Below are 13,208 nucleotides of genomic sequence, written 5' to 3' on the forward strand. Positions count from 1 at the left end.
ATGTACGGGGCTCCGGGCGGCGGCCCGACGGTGTACGACCCCATGACCCTGCCGGTCGACGACAACGTGAACAGCTACACGTTCTGCGTGGAGCTCAAGGGGAGCCAGTGGTTCCTCCAGAAGGGGAAGATGATCGCCTACTACGGGTCGATCGACTTCAACGGTGTCGGACACGGCCGTCTGGACCGTCTCGTGCGCACTTCCTTCCATTCGCCTCTGCACGCGAGCGACTGGGTCGTGGCGGAGGGTTCGGGCAAGATGCTCCTCGCCGACCGGGCCTTCGACGTGAATTCGTATGACCTGGACAACGGCAACCTGACCATTCGCTCGGGCAATCTGCTCGCTTTTCAGCCAACTCTGTCGCTCAAGCAGTCGATCGTGCCGGGATTTCTCACGCTGATCGGAACCGGCAAGTTCGTGGCGGCCTCCAACGGCCCGGTGGTGTTCATGGAACCCCCGATCCGGGTCGACCCGCAGGCACTCGTCGGCTGGGCCGACTGCCCCTCTCCGTGCCACCACTACGACCACGGGTACATGACCGGCGTAATGGGCGGTCTACGTGCGCTGACGGGCCTGGGAGGGGCTTCCGGCGAGGAGCACCAGTTCGAGTTCGTGGGCGCCGGCACGGTGCTGCTCCAGTCGACCGAGCTGCTCATGGCGGAGCAGGCCACGGGGGCTGTTCCGCATGAGCCCGGAGTGCCCGGCGGCGGCGCCGGAGCCGGTGGGCATGGCGGCCATGGCGCGCAAACCGGCGCACCGCGCCTTCCCGGACAGCTGGGTGACCTCCAGCGTCGCTTCGGGCTGTGAGCGGTAGTCTGCGGAGTGTGACATCGAACGCGTGCGCACCGTCACACCACCCTCACTAGTTCGCCTTTCAACATTTTAGGTAGACTTCATCTATGGAGACCGAAACGGCCACGCGCTGGCTGACCGATGCGGAGCAGTGCGCCTGGCGCACCCACCTGGAGGTCAACAGGCTGTTGACGTATCAGCTCGAGAAGGATCTCCAACCGTTCGGCCTGACCATGAACGACTACGAGATCCTGGTGAATCTCTCCGAGTCGGAGGGCGTCCGGATGCGGATGAGCGACCTCGCGTCCGCCACCCTCCAGTCCAAGAGCCGTCTCTCGCACCAGATCACCCGCATGGAGAGCGCCAACCTGGTGCGCCGTGAGAACTGCGAGTCCGACCGCCGCGGCCTGTTCGCGGTGCTGACCGAGCACGGCATGGAGACGATGCAGAAGGTCGCGCCCCATCATGTGGACTCCGTGCGGCGGCACTTCATCGACCTTCTCTCCCCCGAGGCCACCACGGAACTCTCCAAGGCCCTGAAGCCCGTCGCGGAACACCTCCGCGGGCATCGGGGACGCCCGTGAGGGACCCCCGTTAGACGATCGGCAGGCGGAGCTCGAACAGGGCGCCGCCTGCCGGCGTCTCCCGGACCGTGAGCGTGCCGCCGTGCCGGACGGCCACGTCCCGGGCGATCGCCAGACCGAGGCCGGCTCCGCCGTCGTCGCGGCCGCGCGCGTCGTCGAGCCGCACGAACCTCTCGAAGATCCGCTCCCGGTCCGCCTCGGGCACCCCGTCCCCGTCGTCGGCGACCTCGACGACGGCCCGCTCCCCCGCCCGCAGCACGGTCACCGTGACCGCCGACCTGGCGTGCCGCCGCGCGTTGTCGAGCAGGTTGGCCAGCACCCGCCCCAGCTGCCCCCTCGACCCGGCCACCTCCACGGACTCCGCGTCCACCGCCACGTCCGGTCGCCCGGCAGCCTCCTCCCGCACCAGCGCCGCCAGGTCCACCCGGGCGCCGGACACCGGCCCCTCCCCCGCGTCCAGCCGGGCGAGCAGCAGCAGGTCGGCGGCCAGCCGCTGGAGCCGTACGGTGTCCTGGACCGCGCCCGCCACATCCAGCAGCCCGGGGTGCGCGACGCCCACCTCGAGCTGGGTGCGCAGCGAGGCGATGGGGCTGCGCAGCTCGTGGGAGGCGTCGGCGACGAACCGGCGCTGACGTTCCACCGAGGTCTCCAGCGCGGCCAGCGTCTCGTTCGTCGTCAGAGCGAGCCGGGCGACCTCGTCGTGGGTGTCCGGCTCGGGCACGCGACGGGTCAGATCCGCGGCGGCGGTGATCGCGGCCAGCTCCCGCCGGATTCCCTCGACCGGGCGCAGCGCCCGCCGGGTGACCAGCCAGGTCACCCCCGCGACCACGGCGAGCAGCAGCGGGAAGCCGATCAGCATGACGGTGAGGGCGCTGCGTACGGCGCTCCGCTCGGCCGTCAGGGACGCACCCGCGTACACGGTGAGCAGGCCTTTTCCCGGGTCCCGGACGTCGACGGCGGCGAAGCGGTAATCGGCCGTGTCTCCGTCGACGGTCGCGGAGCCCTGGCTGAAGCGGGTCTCGTCGTCGATCTCACCGGGGTCGAGCGAGTCCTGCGCAGAGTCGTCGCCGAAGTCGCCACTCCCGCCGCCCTCCCCGTTTGCGCCGCCCTCGCGGTCCTCGCCGCCCTCGCCGCCCTCGCCGTCCTGTCCCGGGTCCTCCCCGGCGTCCTCCGGTGCCCGCGCCGCGCTCGTCCCGGTTCCGCCGATCCGCTCCAGGTCCTCGGTGACGGCGACCTGCTCGCCGTTCGCGTCGACGACCTGGACCGGCCGCTCGTCGTCGTCCAGCGAGGAGAGCCGGTCGTACGGCGTGCCGAGGGCCAGCTGGGCGGCGACGGTGCGCGCGGAGCGCTCCGCCTGTCCGTCGGCCTGGCCGGTCAGACTGGCGCGCAGGGACAGCAGCACGGCCGTTCCCGCCGCCAGGAGGGCCACGGCGACCACGAACGTGGCGCCCAGCGTCGCCCGGGCCCGCACGGACCGGAACCGGCGCCTCATCGCGCCGCTTCCGGCCGCTCGAGCCGGTAACCGGCGCCGCGCACCGTCCGGATGAGTCCCGCGCCCAGCTTGCGGCGCAGCGCGCTGACGTACACCTCGACGATGTTGGGGTCGCCGTCGTAGGCGAAGTCCCAGACGTGGTCGAGGATCTCGGTCTTGGACACCACCTCGCCCGCCCGCACGACCAGCTGTTCCAGAACGGCGAACTCCTTGGCGGTGAGCGCCGCCTCGGCCTCCCTGCCGCCGTCCCGCAGGAACACGCGCCGGGCGGCGGTGTCGACCCTCAGGTCGCCCAGGACGTGCACGGCCGGGACCCCGGCCCCCTGTCCGCGCCTGCGCAGCAGCGCCTTGACCCGGGCGACGAGGACGACGTACGAGAACGGCTTGGTGAGGTAGTCGTCCGCGCCCGTGTCCAGGCCCTCCGCCTCGTCGTACTCGCCGTCCTTGGCCGTGAGCATGAGGATCGGGACGTCGTTGCCGGCGGCGCGCAGGGTGGAGCAGACGCGGTAGCCGTTCATGCCGGGCAGCATGATGTCGAGGACGATCAGGTCGTACGGCGACTCGCTCGCCCGGTGCAGTCCCTCCAGGCCGTCGTGGACGACGTCCACGGTGTAGCCCTCGGCGGTCAGGCCGCCGGCCAGCGACCGGGCCAGTCGCTTCTCGTCCTCCACGATCAACAGCCGCATCGCACCAGGGTCCCAAACCGAACCTGAAGTGATCTTCAGGTTGCTTCAGCGTGCCTTCAGGTCGGTTCAGGCAGCTTGGTCCTGTCGAAACCGAAGCAGACAGAAACCGAACCGACCGGGAGGAAACCCCATGAAGCGCAAGCTCGTCATCGCCGCCGTCGCCGCGTCCGTCGTGATCGGCGGAGGTACGGCGGTCGCCTTCGCGGACGACGAGGCGCGAACCGGCGCGGCACAGGTGCGGGTCGCCGAGCAGGTGGCCGCCGACCGGGACGAGGTGAGCACGGTGAGCTCCTCGGAGGTCACCGCCGCCGAGGTGATCGGGGCCGCGCTGCGCCACACGCCGGGCACCGCCGTCGGCGCCGACCGGGAGGACGACGGCGCCGACGCGGGCACCTGGCACGTGGACGTGGTCGGGGGAGACGGCGTCGAGCGGACCGTCGCCGTCTCCCCCGACACCGGCAAGGTCGTCGGCGTCCACCGCGACACCGACGAAGGCGAGGACGCCGACGATGCCGACGATGCCGACGACAGGGACGGCAGGGCGGGCGACGACGACCGCGAGGACCTCGCCGCGCTGAAGGGCGCGAGCGTGGACGCCCGCGAGGCCGCGCTGGCCGTCGCCGCCAAGGGCGCGGTGACCGACGTCGAACTGGACGACGACGACCGCGTCACGGTCTGGAGCGTGGACACCGCCAAGTCCGGCGAGTGGCAGGTCGACGTCCGCACGGGCAAGGTCACCCAGGAGCTCGACGACTGATCTGACGTCCGTCCGACCGTCAGGCGAGGGGCACGAGATCGCTCGTGCCCCTCCGGGCGCCTCTGGCGACGGCCGCCGCCGTCATCAGCACCACCGCTCCGGTCAGCGCGAAGCACACCCCCACCGACAGCCGCCCGGCCAGCGCCCCCGCGACCGCCGTACCGGCCGTACTCCCGGCGTTGACGGCCGTGTTGACCCACGCCCCGGCCCGCACCCGGGCCTCCGGCGCGGCGATCTCGTCGGCGATGAGATACGCCGTGGTGATCGTCGGCGACACGAAGAACCCGGCGATCGCGACGGCGGCGGCGAGCGTGCCGAGCCCCGGCGCGAGTCCCGCGCCGCACAGCGTCAGGCCGAGCGCCGCCGTGAGCAGGGGCAGCCTCGCCCCCGCCGACGCCCGCCAGGCGACGGCCCCGTTGAGCAGCCCCCCGACGGCGCTGCCGGCCGACAGCGCGGCCAGCACCCAGGCCGCGCTCGCCCCGCCCGTCCCGTGTCCCTGCCGCTCGGCGAACGCCACCACCAGCAGATCGACCACGCCCAACGCGAGCCCCACGCCCGCGATGGCGGCCACGGGCCGCCCGAGCCCGCGCATACCGCCGCCACCCCGCCGCACGGTGGCCTTCCCCGGCCGCACCGCCCGCACGGCCGGCGACGACAGAAACCCGGCCGTTCCCCCGGCCATCAGGGCCGCGCCGACGACGATCCCGGCGGTCGGCGGCGCGAAGCCGACGAGTACGCCGACCAGCAACGGCCCGGTGACGAAGAGGAGTTCCTCGGCGACCCCGTCAAGGCTGTAGGCGCGTTGCAGCAGGGCGCGGTCCGGAGTGAGCCTCCCCCACACCGCCCGCATGGTCGGCCCGAGCGGCGGCACACAGGCCCCCGCGGCGGCCGCGAGACCGCCCAGCACGGCGGCCGGGGCGGCGCCCGGGCGCTCGAGGGCCAGGGTCAGCAGGGCGAGCATCGCGAGGTAGGCGGCGGTCATCGGGAGGAGCGCCCGGCGTGGGCCGTGCCGGTCGATGAGGGCCGCCCTGGCGGGCGACAGGAAGACGGTGGTGGACCCGAACAGGGCCATCACCGTGCCGGCCACCGCGTACGAACCCGAGGACCGGGTCACGGCGAGCATCAGGGACAGCGGGACGATCCCGTACGACAGCCGGCCGGTCAGGGCGGCGGCGAAGGTACGGCGGGCGTGTGGAACGCGCAGAACGACGGCATACGAAGGCCGCACGGCGGGTGAAGCGGACATGAGTGATCCTCGACTCGAGGCAGAGCGGAAAAGGGGACGCCGGATCGCCGCGACCGCCGCGGCCGACTGCCGCTCACCGGTCACGGGCCGAGGCGGGCCCTATGCCAAGAGGAGGAACACGCGGACGAACGTATCAGCGCGCCCCGAAGGCGCACCACGCGTTTTCCGCCTCGCCCGGAGTCGGCCCGCTCGGCGAGCCCGGCGGCGAGGTGCCGCCCGTCTGGGCTGAGCGCGGCCTCGGTCACCGGGGCGCCGCTGAAGGACACGGCGTCCACGACGTCGTAGGTGAGGCGGTGCGCGCCCCGCGCCCACAGCGTGTCCTGTCCGTCCTTGGCTCCGGTGGCGATCCGGGAGCCGTCGCGGCCGAAGGAGACCGCTTGCAGCCGGCTGTGCGATGTCCGGTGGACGACCGGTTCACCCGGCCGCCGCGGGTCGGCGAGGTCCCACAGCCGCATGCTCCCGTCGGCGCCGACACGCCGCCACGTGGCTGCGCGCGACCAAGGGGTTCGTCCAGGCCTACGCGGGCGGAACCTTCGTCGGCGTCGGGGACCTCATGGCCGACGAGGGGCAGGCGGACCGCTCGTTCGCCTTCACCACCGGCGAGCGGGGCGGCATCACGCTGATCAAGCTGTGGAGCAGGTCGGGCGTGAGCCGGAGCGTCGCCGGGAGGGCGGGCGCTGACCCGACCCGGCGGGGCTCACCCCTCGGTGAGCCCCGCCACCAGTTCGTCGGCCGCGCGGTAGGGGTCCAGTTCGCCGGCGACGATGCGTTCGGCGAGTGTGCTCAGGCGGCGGTCGCCGTGCAGGTCGCCGATGCGTTCGCGCAGCGCCGTGACGGCGATCGTCTCGACCTCGCGGGCCGCGCGGGAGCGGCGCCGCTCGGCGAGGACGCCGTGCTCCTCCATCCACGCGCGGTGCTTCTCCAGCGCCTCGACGACCTCGTCGACGCCCTCGGCGCGGGCGGCGACCGTCTTCACGATCGGCGGACGCCAGTCCCCGGGACCGCGGGCCTCGCCGAGTCCGAGCATGTGGTTGAGCTCGCGGGCGGTGGCGTCGGCGCCGTCCCGGTCGGCCTTGTTGACGACGTAGACGTCGCCGATCTCCAGGATCCCGGCCTTGGCGGCCTGGATGCCGTCCCCCATGCCGGGGGCCAGCAGGACGACACTGGTGTCCGCCTGGGACGCGATCTCGACCTCCGACTGGCCGACGCCGACCGTCTCGACCAGGATCACCTCGCAGCCCGCCGCGTCCAGCACGCGGATCGCCTGCGGGGCCGACCAGGCGAGGCCGCCCAGATGGCCGCGGGTGGCCATCGAGCGGATGTAGACGCCCGGGTCGGAGGCGTGCTCCGACATCCGGACTCGGTCGCCGAGCAGGGCGCCGCCGGAGAACGGCGAGGACGGGTCGACGGCCAGCACCCCGACCCGTCGGCCCTGCTTGCGGTAGGCGGTGACCAGCGCGGACGTCGACGTGGACTTGCCGACGCCCGGTGAACCGGTCAGGCCCACCACGTAGGCGTTGCCCGTGAGCGGGGCCAACGCCTCCATGATCTCCCTGAGCTGCGGGGACGCCCCCTCCACCAGGGAGATCAGCCGGGCCACGGCCCGCGGCCGGCCTTCCCTGGCCTGGGCGACCAGCGAGGAGACGTCCTGCATCACAGCTCCGTTCAGATCCGTTCCGAGAGGCCGTACAGAAGACGTACGACGGGACTCAGGCCTTGGGCACCCGCACGATCAGCGCGTCGCCCTGACCGCCGCCGCCGCACAGCGCGGCCGCGCCGACGCCGCCGCCCCGGCGCCTGAGCTCCAGCGCCAGGTGCAGGACGAGGCGGGCGCCGGACATGCCGATCGGGTGGCCCAGGGCGATGGCACCACCGTTGACGTTCACCTTTTCCGTGGACACGCCGAGGTCCTTCATTGACTGCACCGCGACGGCGGCGAAGGCCTCGTTGATCTCGATCAGGTCGAGGTCGGAGACCTCCAGGCCGTCCTTCTTCAGGGCGTGCAGGATGGCGTTGGAGGGCTGGGACTGGAGCGAGTTGTCCGGCCCGGCCACGTTCCCGTGGGCGCCGATCTCGGCGATCCACTCCAGGCCGAGCTCCTGCGCCTTGGCCTTGCTCATCACGACCACGGCCGCCGCGCCGTCGGAGATCTGCGAGGACGTGCCCGCGGTGATCGTGCCGTCCTTGGTGAACGCCGGACGCAGCTTGCCCAGGGACTCCGCCGTGGTGTCGGCGCGGATGCCCTCGTCCTTGCTGAAGACGACCGGCTCGCCCTTGCGCTGCGGGATCTCGACCGGGGTGATCTCGGCCTCGAAGATGCCGTTCTTCTGCGCGGAGGCGGCCCTCTGATGGCTCAGCGCGGCGATCTCGTCCTGCTCGGGACGCGCGATCCCGAGCCGCGTGTTGTGCTTCTCCGTGGACTCGCCCATGGCGATGTTCTCGAACGCGTCGGTCAGACCGTCGTACGCCATCGCGTCGAGCATCTCGATCGCGCCGTACTTGAAGCCCTCGCGCGACTTCGGCAGCAGGTGCGGGGCGTTGGTCATGGACTCCTGGCCGCCGGCCACCACGATGTCGAACTCACCCGCGCGGATCAGCTGGTCGGCCAGCGCGATCGCGTCGAGGCCCGACAGACACACCTTGTTGATCGTGAGCGCCGGGACGCTCATGGGGATGCCCGCCTTGACCGCGGCCTGGCGTGCCGGGATCTGGCCCGCCCCGGCCTGGAGCACCTGGCCCATGATCACGTACTGCACCTGGTCGCCGCCGATCCCCGCGCGGTCGAGGGCGGCCTTGATCGCGAAGCCGCCGAGGTCGGCTCCGGAGAAGGACTTGAGGGAGCCCAGCAGCCGTCCCATGGGCGTACGCGCGCCCGCGACGATCACCGAGGTCGTGCCGTTGGAACCAGTCGATCCAGTCATGAGCTGCGATTCCCCTTACCGGCCTGCACGGGCCGAGGAGTGAACGAGGGTTTACTTCGAATGTACTGAGCGGTAGTCCGCCCCGTCACCGGCCCTTCAGTGTGATCGCGCGCACGTTGCGTAACCACCTCCGGCGCGCTGCACTGACAGCATGCTGACGCGAATCGACCACATCGGGATCGCCTGTCACGACCTCGACGCCACCGTCGAGTTCTACCGGGCCACCTACGGCTTCGAAGTGTTCCACTCCGAGGTCAACGAGGAGCAGGGCGTGCGGGAGGCCATGCTCAAGATCAACGATACGTCCGACGGCGGGGCCTCCTACCTGCAGCTCCTGGAACCGACGCGACCGGATTCGACCGTCGCCAAGTGGCTCGACAAGAACGGCGAGGGCGTCCACCACATCGCTTTCGGCACGGCGGATGTCGACGCGGACGCCGCGGACATCAAGGACAAGGGCGTACGCGTGCTGTACGAAGAGCCGCGACGCGGCTCCATGGGGTCACGAATCACCTTCCTGCATCCAAAGGATTGCCACGGAGTACTGACAGAACTGGTCACATCGGCGCCCGTTGAGTCACCTGAGCACTGACCCTCGTACATATGGGCCGGTAGGGTTGGGGGCGGTCGCCGCTCACACCGGGGCGACCCGGTCCTGCCGTACGGCGGCGGGACGCAGCCGGGGTCCGGGTTTCGGGGGACGAGCGTCGGGGCGGCAGCCCAGCTCCGCCGTTGATCTGACACCATTCCCCGGGAGCCCCGTTCGGCGGATGGACGGAGCTCGTTCGGGAAGCTTGCGACCAGGGACGGATGGGACCGCGCAGTGCGGGGCTACGAGAGCCAGGAGCGGGAGCCGGCGGCTGACGTCGACCACCTGACTCGGTTCGAAGCCGAGATGAAGCGGCTGAAGACCGAGCGGGAAAAGGCGATCCAGCATGCCGAGGACCTCGGCTACCAGGTCGAGGTGCTGCGCGCCAAGTTGCACGAGGCGCGGCGCACCATCATGTCCCGGCCCGCCTTCGACGGCGGCGACATCGGGTACCAGGCCGAGCAGATGCTGCGTAACGCGCAGATGCAGGCCGACCAGTTGCGCCAGGACGCCGAACGGGAGCTGAGCCAGGCCCGGGCGCAGACGCAGCGGATCCTCCAGGAGCACGCCGAGCAGGCGGCCCGGCTCCAGGCGGAGCTGCACCAGGAGGCGGTGGCCCGTCGTCAGCAGCTCGACCAGGAGCTGGCGGAACGCCGGCAGAACGTCGAGTCGCACGTCAACGAGAACGTGGCGTGGGCCGAGCAATTGCGGGCCCGCACCGAGGCGCAGGCGCGCCGCCTGCTCGACGAGTCGCGGGCCGAGGCCGAGCAGGCCCTGACGGCCGCCCGCGCCGAGGCCGAACGGGTGGCCGCGGAGGCCCGCCAGCGGCTCCAGGCCGACGCCGAGGCGACCCGCGCGGAGGCCGAGCAGCTGCTGCTGCGGGCCCGCACGGACGCCGAACGGCTGCTGAACGCCGCTTCCAGCCAGGCCCAGGAGGCCAGCGACCACGCCGAGCAGCTGCGCACCTCCACCGTCACGGAGTCCGACGCGGCCCGCCGCCAGGCCGGTGAGCTCAGCCGCGCCGCAGAACAGCGCATGTCCGAGGCCGAGGAGGCGCTGCGCAAGGCGCAGGCCGAGGCCGACAAGGTGCTCACGGAGGCGAAGGCCACCGCCGAGAAGGCCCTCGCCGGCGCGGAGGCGGCCAAGGAGCAGCGCACCCGTACGGCGAAGGAGCAGGTCGCCCGGCTGGTCAGCGAGGCCACCAAGGAGGCCGAGACCACCAAGGCGGACGCCGAGCAGCTCGTCGCCGACGCGCGCGCCGAGGCCGAGAAGATCGTCGCGGAGGCCTCCGAGAAGGCCCGCACGCTCACCGCCGAGGAGAGCGCGACCCAGCTGTCGAAGGCGGCGAAGACCGCCGAGGACGTCCTGAACAAGGCGCAGCAGGACGCGCAGAACACCACCAAGGCCGCCGCCGAGGAGGCCGAGCGGATCCGCCGCGAGGCGGAGACCGAGGCGGACCGGCTGCGCGCCGAGGCGCACGACATCGCAGCGCAGCTCAAGGGCTCGGCGAAGGACGACACCAAGGAGTACCGCGCCAAGACGGTCGAGCTCCAGGAGGAGGCCCGTCGGCTGCGCGGCGAGGCCGAGCAGCTGCGCGCCGACGCGGTGGCCGAGGGCGAGAAGATCCGCGCGGAGGCCCGCAAGGAGGCCGTCCAGCAGATCGAGGAGGCGGCCAGGACCGCCGAGGAGCTGCTGTCCAAGGCGAAGGCCGACGCGGACGAGCTGCGCCAGAAGGCCACCTCGGACAGCGAGAAGGTGCGTACCGAGGCCATCGAGCGCGCCACCACGCTGCGCCGGCAGGCCGAGGAGACCCTGGAGCGCACCCGCGCGGAGGCCGAGCGCTCCCGCGAGGAGGCGGTCGAGCTCGCCGAGACCATCACCTCGAACGCCGAGGAGGCCGCGCGCGAACTGCGCGAGGAGACCGAGCGCGGGATCGAGGCCCGGCATGCGGAAGCCGCCGACGAGCTGACCCGGCTGCACGCGGAGGCGGAGACCCGCCTCGCCTCCGCCGAGCAGGCGCTGACCGACGCCCGCGAGGAGGCCGCGCGGATCCGCCGCGAGGCCGGCGAGGAGACCGACCGGCTTCGCTCGGAGGCCGCGGAGCGGATCCGCACGCTCCAGCAGCAGGTCGGCGCGGAGGCGGACCGGCTGCGCGACGAGGCCGCCGCCGACGCGTCCGCCTCGCGCGCCGAGGGCGAGGCCGTCGCCGTACGGCTGCGTTCCGAGGCCGCCGCCGAGGCGGAGCGGCTGAAGTCGGAGGCGCAGGACACCGCCGACCGGCTGCGTGCGGAGGCGCAGGCCGCCGCGGAGCGGCTGGCCACCGAGGCGTCCGAGACGCTGGCCGCCGCCCAGGAGGAGGCCCTCCGGCGTCGCCGCGAGGCCGAGGAGCTCCTCGGTTCCGCCCGCCAGGAGGCCGACCAGGAGCGCGAGCAGGCCCGTCGGCAGAGCGAGGAGCTGCTGGCCTCGGCGCGCAAGCGCGTGGAGGAGGCGCAGACCGAGGCCGTCCGGCTGGTCGAGGAGGCCGACCGGCGCGCGAACGAGATGGTGTCGGCGGCCGAGCAGCACGCCCAGCAGGTCCGGGAGTCCGTCGCCGGGCTGCACGAGCAGGCGCAGGACGAGATCAGCGGGCTGCGCTCCGCCGCCGAGCACGCGGCGGACCGTACCCGGCGCGAGGCCGAGGAGGAGGCGGACCGGGTCCGTTCCGACGCCTACGCGGTGCAGGAGCGGGCCGCCGACGACGCGAACCGGGTCCGGCGCGAGGCGAGCGAGGCGGCGGACGCCGCTCAGGCGCTGGCCGAGCGGACCGTCGGCGAGGCGATCGCGGAGGCGGAGCGGCTGCGCTCGGAGGCGTCCGCGCACGCCCAGCGGGTCCGCACCGAGGCCTCGGACACCATCGCCCAGGCCGACCAGGACGCGTCCCGCACCCGGGCCGACGCCCGGGACGACGCCAACCGCATCCGCTCGGACGCGGCGACGCAGGCCGACACCCTCATCACCGAGGCGCGCAACGAGGCGGAGCGGCTCCAGACGGAGACCATCGCGGAGGCCGAGCGGCTCCAGTCCGAGACGATCACGGAGGCCGAGCGGCTGCGCGCCGAGTCGGTGGCCAAGGCGGAGAAGCTGATCTCGGATGCCGCCGGGGACGCGGAGCGGCTGCGCGCCGAGGCCGCCGAGACGGTGGGTTCCGCGCAGCAGCACTCCGAGCGGATCCGCGCCGAGTCGGAGCGGGTCAGGACCGAGGCGGCGGCGGAGGCCGACCGTCTGATGAGCGTCGCCCGCGAGGAGGCCGACTCCACGCTGGACGAGGCCCGCAAGGAGGCCAACAAGCGGCGCTCCGAGGCGGCCGAGCAGGTCGACACCCTCATCACGGAGACCGCGGCCGAGGCGGACAAGCTGCTCACGGAGGCGCAGCAGCAGGCGCAGCAGGTCACGGCGGACGCGGAGGCGCAGGCCGACTCGATGGTCGGCGCGGCCCGCAACGAGGCGGAGCGGCTGGTCTCCGAGGCGACGGTCGAAGGCAACTCCCGGGTGGAGAAGGCTCGTACCGACGCCGACGAGCTACTGATCGGCGCCCGCCGGGACGCGACCGCGATAAGGGAGCGGGCGGAGGAGCTGCGTGACCGCATCACCAACGAGATCGAGTCGCTGCACGAGCGGGCCCGCCGTGAGGCCGCCGAGACGATGAAGTCGACCGGCGACCGCTGCGACGCGCTGATCAAGGCGTCCGAGGAGCAGCTCGCCAAGGCGCAGGCCAAGGCGAAGGAGCTGGTGTCGGACGCCAACTCGGAGGCGGGCAAGGTCCGGATCGCCGCCGTGAAGAAGGCCGAGGGTCTGCTCAAGGAGGCGGAGCAGAAGAAGGCGACGCTGGTGCGGGAGGCCGAGGAGCTGAAGGCCGAGGCGATCCGCGAGGCGCGGCGCACGGTCGAGGAGGGCAAGCGCGAGCTGGAGGTCCTGGTCCGCCGGCGCGAGGACATCAACGCCGAGATCTCCCGGGTCCAGGATGTGCTGGAGGCGTTGGAGTCGTTCGAGGTGCCGACCGGCGGGAAGGACACGGGCGTCAAGGCGGGTGCCGTCATCGGATCCCCCCGATCGGGTGGGAAGCCCTCGGACGGCTAGCGGAATGTGTGAATTGCGTTAGAGT

11 protein-coding genes are annotated in these 13,208 nt (G+C 72.6%); 5 read left to right on the forward strand and 6 right to left on the reverse strand.

What is annotated here, in order from left to right; translation table 11 throughout:
* Complete coding sequence (locus tag ACIPFH_RS08090; protein WP_356263079.1) at positions 1-807, forward strand: AIM24 family protein; 807 nt, start codon at positions 1-3, stop codon at positions 805-807.
* A gap of 92 nt (positions 808-899) precedes the next feature.
* Positions 900-1,376, forward strand: a complete 477-nt coding sequence (locus ACIPFH_RS08095) for a MarR family transcriptional regulator (protein WP_356263058.1) — start codon at positions 900-902, stop codon at positions 1,374-1,376.
* A 10-nt stretch (positions 1,377-1,386) separates the two neighbouring features.
* Here ACIPFH_RS08095 and ACIPFH_RS08100 read toward each other — a convergent pair whose 3' ends face one another.
* On the reverse strand, positions 1,387-2,868 hold the full coding sequence (locus ACIPFH_RS08100) for an ATP-binding protein (protein ID WP_401824279.1): 1,482 nt from the start codon (positions 2,866-2,868) through the stop codon (positions 1,387-1,389).
* Complete coding sequence (locus tag ACIPFH_RS08105; protein WP_401824281.1) at positions 2,865-3,554, reverse strand: response regulator transcription factor; 690 nt, start codon at positions 3,552-3,554, stop codon at positions 2,865-2,867. Before ACIPFH_RS08105 ends, ACIPFH_RS08100 begins: the two co-directional genes overlap by 4 nt.
* A gap of 130 nt (positions 3,555-3,684) precedes the next feature.
* On the opposite strand from ACIPFH_RS08105, the gene ACIPFH_RS08110 reads away from it, so the two are divergent.
* Positions 3,685-4,311, forward strand: coding sequence for a PepSY domain-containing protein (locus ACIPFH_RS08110; RefSeq protein ID WP_401824282.1), 627 nt, complete (start codon positions 3,685-3,687; stop codon positions 4,309-4,311).
* Between the two features lie 19 nt (positions 4,312-4,330).
* Here ACIPFH_RS08110 and ACIPFH_RS08115 read toward each other — a convergent pair whose 3' ends face one another.
* The 4 genes from ACIPFH_RS08115 to ACIPFH_RS08130 form a co-directional block, all read right to left on the reverse strand.
* Positions 4,331-5,557, reverse strand: a complete 1,227-nt coding sequence (locus ACIPFH_RS08115) for an MFS transporter (protein WP_401824284.1) — start codon at positions 5,555-5,557, stop codon at positions 4,331-4,333.
* A gap of 80 nt (positions 5,558-5,637) precedes the next feature.
* Positions 5,638-6,012, reverse strand: coding sequence for a hypothetical protein (locus ACIPFH_RS08120; RefSeq protein WP_401824286.1), 375 nt, complete (start codon positions 6,010-6,012; stop codon positions 5,638-5,640).
* Positions 6,013-6,254: 242 nt separating this feature from the next.
* Positions 6,255-7,211: a methylmalonyl Co-A mutase-associated GTPase MeaB gene (gene meaB, locus ACIPFH_RS08125; protein WP_401824287.1), complete on the reverse strand. Its 957-nt coding sequence runs from the start codon at positions 7,209-7,211 to the stop codon at positions 6,255-6,257.
* A 55-nt stretch (positions 7,212-7,266) separates the two neighbouring features.
* Positions 7,267-8,478 carry an acetyl-CoA C-acetyltransferase gene (locus tag ACIPFH_RS08130; protein WP_356260855.1) on the reverse strand — a complete coding sequence of 404 codons (1,212 nt, stop codon included), beginning with the start codon at positions 8,476-8,478 and terminating at the stop codon, positions 7,267-7,269.
* A gap of 151 nt (positions 8,479-8,629) precedes the next feature.
* On the opposite strand from ACIPFH_RS08130, the gene mce reads away from it, so the two are divergent.
* Entirely contained in the window at positions 8,630-9,070 is a 441-nt protein-coding gene (gene mce, locus ACIPFH_RS08135; protein ID WP_356260852.1) for a methylmalonyl-CoA epimerase, read from the forward strand.
* Positions 9,071-9,301: 231 nt separating this feature from the next.
* Entirely contained in the window at positions 9,302-13,183 is a 3,882-nt protein-coding gene (scy, locus tag ACIPFH_RS08140; RefSeq protein ID WP_401824289.1) for a polarized growth protein Scy, read from the forward strand.
* Positions 13,184-13,208 lie beyond the last annotated feature (25 nt).

Origin of the sequence: Streptomyces sp. NPDC088157 (assembly GCF_044741545.1) — a bacterium.
GTDB lineage: Bacteria > Actinomycetota > Actinomycetes > Streptomycetales > Streptomycetaceae > Streptomyces.

What these genes read in the sequence shown, in the direction of transcription:
- ACIPFH_RS08095 (WP_356263058.1), top strand. Translation starts at nt 900, where the DNA reads ATGGAGACCGAAACGGCCACGCGCTGGCTGACCGATGCGGAGCAGTGC.
- ACIPFH_RS08110 (WP_401824282.1), top strand. Translation starts at nt 3,685, where the DNA reads ATGAAGCGCAAGCTCGTCATCGCCGCCGTCGCCGCGTCCGTCGTGATC.
- ACIPFH_RS08115 (WP_401824284.1), bottom strand. Translation starts at nt 5,557, where the DNA reads ATGTCCGCTTCACCCGCCGTGCGGCCTTCGTATGCCGTCGTTCTGCGC.
- ACIPFH_RS08090 (WP_356263079.1), top strand. Translation starts at nt 1, where the DNA reads ATGTACGGGGCTCCGGGCGGCGGCCCGACGGTGTACGACCCCATGACC.
- ACIPFH_RS08120 (WP_401824286.1), bottom strand. Translation starts at nt 6,012, where the DNA reads ATGCGGCTGTGGGACCTCGCCGACCCGCGGCGGCCGGGTGAACCGGTC.
- mce (WP_356260852.1), top strand. Translation starts at nt 8,630, where the DNA reads ATGCTGACGCGAATCGACCACATCGGGATCGCCTGTCACGACCTCGAC.
- ACIPFH_RS08130 (WP_356260855.1), bottom strand. Translation starts at nt 8,478, where the DNA reads ATGACTGGATCGACTGGTTCCAACGGCACGACCTCGGTGATCGTCGCG.
- ACIPFH_RS08105 (WP_401824281.1), bottom strand. Translation starts at nt 3,554, where the DNA reads ATGCGGCTGTTGATCGTGGAGGACGAGAAGCGACTGGCCCGGTCGCTG.
- meaB (WP_401824287.1), bottom strand. Translation starts at nt 7,211, where the DNA reads ATGCAGGACGTCTCCTCGCTGGTCGCCCAGGCCAGGGAAGGCCGGCCG.
- ACIPFH_RS08100 (WP_401824279.1), bottom strand. Translation starts at nt 2,868, where the DNA reads ATGAGGCGCCGGTTCCGGTCCGTGCGGGCCCGGGCGACGCTGGGCGCC.